The organism is Streptomyces sp. NPDC048270 (assembly GCF_040652335.1).
Classification (GTDB): Bacteria; Actinomycetota; Actinomycetes; order Streptomycetales; family Streptomycetaceae; genus Streptomyces.
In genome coordinates this window covers 1-4,270 of the sequence record NZ_JBEZLV010000099.1, presented here as the reverse complement: position 1 = coordinate 4,270, position 4,270 = coordinate 1, and the positions used below count along the sequence as shown (strand labels likewise).

Here is a 4,270-nt window from a genome sequence, read left to right as displayed (position 1 = left end):
GCCCGCTGCCGGGCCTCCTCGGCCTCGCGCAGCTCGTCCTCACGCGCCGCGGCCTCCTCCGCCGCGTCCTGGGCGGCGGCGCGGGCGGCGGCCACCCGGGGATCGGGCCGCCGCTCGGCCTCCGGCTCCGGGGCCGGCTCCGGCTCGGCCTCCGACTCCGGCTCCGTCTCCGACTCCGGCTCCGGCTCCGGCTCCGACGCCTTCGCCCGTCGAGCGGGCGCGGCGGGCGGTACGGCGCCCGGGTCCACGGCGGGGAACTCCGTCGCGGGGGCCGGGGTCCTGGTCAGCCGGCCCGAAGCCCAGGCCTCGGCCGCGTCCGGGTCGGCCAGGGCCGCGCGGAGGATCTGCTCGACCTCGCGCAGCACCGTCTCGGAGACGGCCGTCCCGGCCTCCTCCGCCAGGCGCAGGGCCTCGCGGGCCAGGGACCCGACCACCACGTGCTGCTGGTGGGAGAGCTCGCGCAACTGCGCCCCGTCCAGGGACCGGTGCGCCGCCCTCAGGGCCTGCCCGAGCCCGCGGAACCGCTCGACCTCGTCCGGCTTCGCCCGGACCAGCGCGTTCGACGTCCAGGCCGCGAGCGTGGGGCGGCGCAGGCCCGCGAGGTGCTTCGCCGCCGCCTGGTCCCCGGCGCGTTTCGCCCCGGCCGCGGCCTCGTCCCGCGCCGCCGTGAACCGGGCCGGGGGCAGTGCGTACAGGGTGTCGATGACCTCTTCCACGTCCACCGGCCCACTGTCCGCCATCACCGCCCGCGCACGGTGGACCGCACCGCCTCCGCGCGCCGTCCGGTCCGCCGCAGGGGCTCGGCTGCGGAGGGATTCGGGGCTCAGAGGTCCGCCGGGCGGTGTTCGTCGACGATGCGGCCGTCGCGCAGTTCCACGACCCGGTCGGCCAGTTCGATCAGGGCCGGGTCATGGGTGGCGACCAGCGCGGTGACGCCCTCGCTGCGCACCACCGCCCGCAGCAGCCGCATGATGGAGCGCCCGGTCTCGGAGTCGAGCTGGCCGGTCGGCTCGTCCGCGATGATCAGGTCGGGTTCGTTGGCGAGGGCGCGGGCCACGGCCACGCGCTGCTGCTGGCCGCCGGAGAGCTCGCCGGGGCGCTGGCCCGCGTGTTCGGCCAGGCCCACCAGGGCGAGCAGGGTCCGGGCGCGTTCCTCCCGCTGCCGGGCGGGGATCTTGCGCATGCGCATGGGGACGCCGACGTTCTCGGCGGCGGTGAGGACGGGGATCAGGCCGAAGGACTGGAACACGAAGCCGATCCGGTCCCGGCGCAGCGCCAGCAGCCCCGGTTCGTCGAGGCCGGCCAGCGCGGTGCCGTCCACCCGCACGTCTCCCGCGGTCGGGGTGTCCAGGCCGCCGACCAGGTTCAGCAGGGTGGTCTTGCCGGAGCCGGAGCGGCCCTTGAGGGCGGTGAGTTCACCGCGGCGCACCTCGAACGTGACGCCGCGCAGGGCGTGGACGGTCCGCGGGCCGCTGCCGAAGCTCCGGTGGACGTCGTCCACCACGACCATGGGTGCGGCCGCGCCGTCCTGATGCTGCGTCATGGTGTTCGGTCCCCCTGGGATTCGGTTCGGCCGGCGCAGGCGCCTCGGGAGGCGCCTTCTGCTCGAATTTGCTCATCCGTCACATCCTTCGCGCAAGTCCCTTCCGCTGTGCGTTCGCATCTGACAGCATCGTCCGCTATCCGGTGCCAGCGGTCCGGACGGGGGAGGAACAGGCACATGCTCGGCTTCGTCGTGCGCCGGCTGCGCGGGCGACTGCCGCTCGCCGCCGCCGTGCTGCTCACCGTGCTCATCACCACGACCGTCCTGACGGCGCTGGTCGCCTTCACCCGCGGGGTGGGCGAGGCCGGACTGCGCCAGGCGCTCCAGGGGCCGGGCCGGGACCGGGCCACCGTCCTGGTCACCGCCGAGCACCCGGTGTCGGCGCGGGCCCAGGACGAAGCGACCGTACGGGGCTACGCGGGCGAGCTGTTCGGCCGGCTCCCGGTCGCCGTCGAGAGCCTGGCGCGCAGCCGCCCCTACGGCCTGCCGGGCGCGGTCGCACCGGGCCGCCAGGCCGATCTGACGCTGCTGGCCTCCTTCGACCGGGAGCGCGTCCGGCTGCTCGCGGGCCAGTGGCCCGGGCCGGCGGACGGCGCGGCCCCGCCGGCGGTGGCCGTACCGCGGGCCGCCCTGGTCCGGTTCGGGCTGGCCGATACCGCGCTGCCCGCCGAGGTGCGGCTGGCCGACCGGTACGGCGGCGCCCCGCTGACCGTCCGGATCACCGGCGTGTACCGCGCGGCCGACCCGGAGGACCCCTACTGGCGGCTCGACCCGCTCGGCGGCCGCGGCCTCCAGGTCGGCAGTTTCACCACGTACGGCCCGCTGCTCGTCGACGACACCGCCTTCACCGCGGGCGGGATCCCGCAGAACAGCCGCGCCTCGCTGCTGACCGCCGACTTCGCCACCGTGCGGCCCGCCGAGGCCCGGGCGCTGCGCGAACGTGCGGCGGGGCCGGCGGGCGGCCGCGCCGGAGCGGGCGCCGAGCCGCCCGCCGGCTTCCAGACCCGGACCGAACTCCCGGCGCTCCTCGACGAGCTGGAGTCCGGGCAGCTCGTCGCCCGGTCCTCGCTGCTGGTCGGGGCGCTCCAGCTGGCCGTGCTCGCCGGGGCCGCGCTGCTGCTGGTCTCCCGGCTGCTGACGGACCGGCAGGAGCCCGAGCGGGTCCTGCTCATCGCCCGCGGCGCCTCGCGCGCCCGGCTCGGCGCCCTCGGCGCCGCCGGATCGCTGCTCCTGGCCCTGCCCGCCGCCGTCCTCGCGCCCCTCCTCACGCCGCCCCTGCTGGAGCTGCTCAGCGGCTTCGGCCCACTGTCGCGGGTTCCCCTCGACACCTCCGGGACCTGGCTGGCGTGGCCCGTCGCGGCCGCCTGCGCCCTCGGGTGCGTGGCGCTGACCTCGCTGCCCGCCGCACTGCGCGGCGCGGGGGCCGCCGCCCTGCGCCGCAGCGGCCGCCGCCAGGCCCTGGTCGCCGGAGCCGCCCGGTCCGGCGCGGACCTGGCTCTGGTGGCGCTCGCGGTCCTCGCCTACCAGCAGCTCGCCCGGTACAGCGGCGCCGGGCACGGGCCGCAGGCACCGGCCGGCGGCTCCGGCGGGCTCGGTGTCGATCCGGTGCTGGTGGCCGCGCCGACCCTGGCCCTGTGCGCCGGCACCCTGCTGGTGCTGCGGCTGCTGCCGTTCGCCGCGCGGCTGGGCGGCCGGCTGGCCGCGCGCGGCCGCGGGCTCGGCCCGGCCCTGGTCGGCTGGCAGCTCGCGCGAAGGCCCCGGCGGGCCACCGGGCCGGTGCTCCTGCTGGTCCTCGCCGTCTCCAGCGGTGTCCTGGCGCTCGGCCAGCACACCGCCTGGACCGCCTCCCAGCGCGACCAGGCCGAGTTCGCCACCGCCGGGGGCCTGCGGATCTCCGGCAGCGAGCTGGCCCCGCTCGGCCGGGGCGGGCGCTACGCCGCGCTGCCCGGCGGCGACGGGGTGATCCCGGTGATCCGCACCGCGCAGGAACTGCCCGGAGGCCGGCCCGGGGAGGTGCTGGCGCTGGACGCCGCCGCGGTGGCCGAACGGGTGCCGCTGCGCGCCGACCTGCGGGACGGCCGGTCCATGCGCGACCTGTTCGCACCGCTGGCCGCCGAGGGCGACCCGGCGGGCGGCGTCGTCGAACTGCCGGGCAGCCCCCGCCGGCTGGACCTCGACGTCACCGCCCGGACGCCCCGCGCGGGAGGCCGCCCAGGTCTGGGACTGCTGCTGCGCGACCGGTTCGGCATCACCTACCGCTCGCCGATGCTCGCGCTCCCCGACGCCGGGGAGGCCGCCCTCTCGGTGGACATCGACGCGCTGGCCGGCGCCCCGCTCGGGTCCGCCGCCGCGCCGCTGAGCCTGGCCGGGCTCGTGCTCTCGTACGGCCTCGAGGACGGTCCGGGCCGCCGCCCCGAGGGGCCCGGGACCGGCGAGCCCGACCCCGCCGGGGAGCTGACCGTACGCCGCCTCGCGGTCGCCGGGTCCCCGGGCGCCGAGGCCGTGCCCGTACCCCTGCCCGCGGCCCCGCCCGTCTGGACCCTGAAGCCCCCGGCGCTGTCCGGCGCCGCCCCCGCCGCCGAACTCCTGCCCGCTCAGGACGCCCCGGGCGGCCCGGCGCTGCTCCGGGTGCGCTACCGCGGCGGTCTTCACCGACCCCGACGTCTTCGACATCACCCGCGACCCCAACCCCCACCTGGGATTCGGCGGCGGCGGCCCGCACTTCTG

At 78.3% G+C, this 4,270-nt stretch carries 3 protein-coding genes; 1 reads left to right on the top strand and 2 read right to left on the bottom strand.

Annotated elements, in window-relative coordinates; genetic code table 11:
• Together AB0D66_RS34125 and AB0D66_RS34120 are read right to left on the bottom strand one after the other, a co-directional pair.
• Positions 1–722 (bottom strand): hypothetical protein (locus tag AB0D66_RS34125; protein ID WP_362311038.1); only part of this gene is annotated, 722 nt, incomplete at its 3' end.
• A 101-nt stretch (positions 723–823) separates the two neighbouring features.
• Positions 824–1,543 (bottom strand): ABC transporter ATP-binding protein, encoded by a 720-nt coding sequence (locus AB0D66_RS34120; protein ID WP_362311037.1) that lies wholly within the window; start codon positions 1,541–1,543, stop codon positions 824–826.
• A gap of 177 nt (positions 1,544–1,720) precedes the next feature.
• Between AB0D66_RS34120 and AB0D66_RS34115 the strand changes: the two genes are divergently transcribed.
• Positions 1,721–4,270: ABC transporter permease (locus AB0D66_RS34115; RefSeq protein WP_362311036.1), on the top strand; the 2,550-nt coding region annotated here is incomplete at its 3' end.

Excerpts from the sequence above, each read along its gene's own strand:
- AB0D66_RS34120 (WP_362311037.1), bottom strand. The coding sequence starts at position 1,543 with ATGACGCAGCATCAGGACGGCGCGGCCGCACCCATGGTCGTGGTGGAC.